The sequence below is a fragment of the Bacteroides muris (ex Afrizal et al. 2022) genome, from assembly GCF_004793475.1.
Lineage (GTDB): Bacteria > Bacteroidota > Bacteroidia > Bacteroidales > Bacteroidaceae > Bacteroides > Bacteroides muris.
This window is the reverse complement of record NZ_SRYZ01000144.1, coordinates 1-353: the sequence shown is the minus strand read 5'-3', so window position 1 is coordinate 353 and position 353 is coordinate 1. Positions and strand designations below refer to the sequence as shown.

Sequence of the window (353 nt, the reverse complement as noted above, 5' to 3'; positions counted from 1 at the left end):
CTATGCCGATACGGGCTTTGAGGTCGTCACAGACAACATCCGTCATTTTCATGAGGGTCATCTGCGTTTCCATGCTGCCTTGGAAATGATTCTTCACATCGGTGGCATCAAAACCGACCTTACGGGACACAAGGCTGTCGAATGCGGCGTTCACCGCCAACAGCAGTTTTTCAATTCTGGCATTGGTTTCCACCGCCTCCTTGCTTTTGCCGTTCAGACGGCTTTCACGGGGATTCCACAGTTCGGGAGTACAGGACAGCTTACATCCGAACTGTGCCATCGTACGGTTCACGGTGATTCTTCCCATTATCGGGGCTTTACCCGATTTGTCCAGTCCGCTCTTTTTGAGGTAG

Annotated in this window: 1 protein-coding gene; it reads right to left on the bottom strand. The window is 51.6% G+C overall.

The window, feature by feature from the left end; all coding sequences use genetic code 11:
• A partial coding sequence (locus E5355_RS19265; protein ID WP_246867015.1) for an Arm DNA-binding domain-containing protein occupies positions 1-353 on the bottom strand: 353 nt, incomplete at both ends.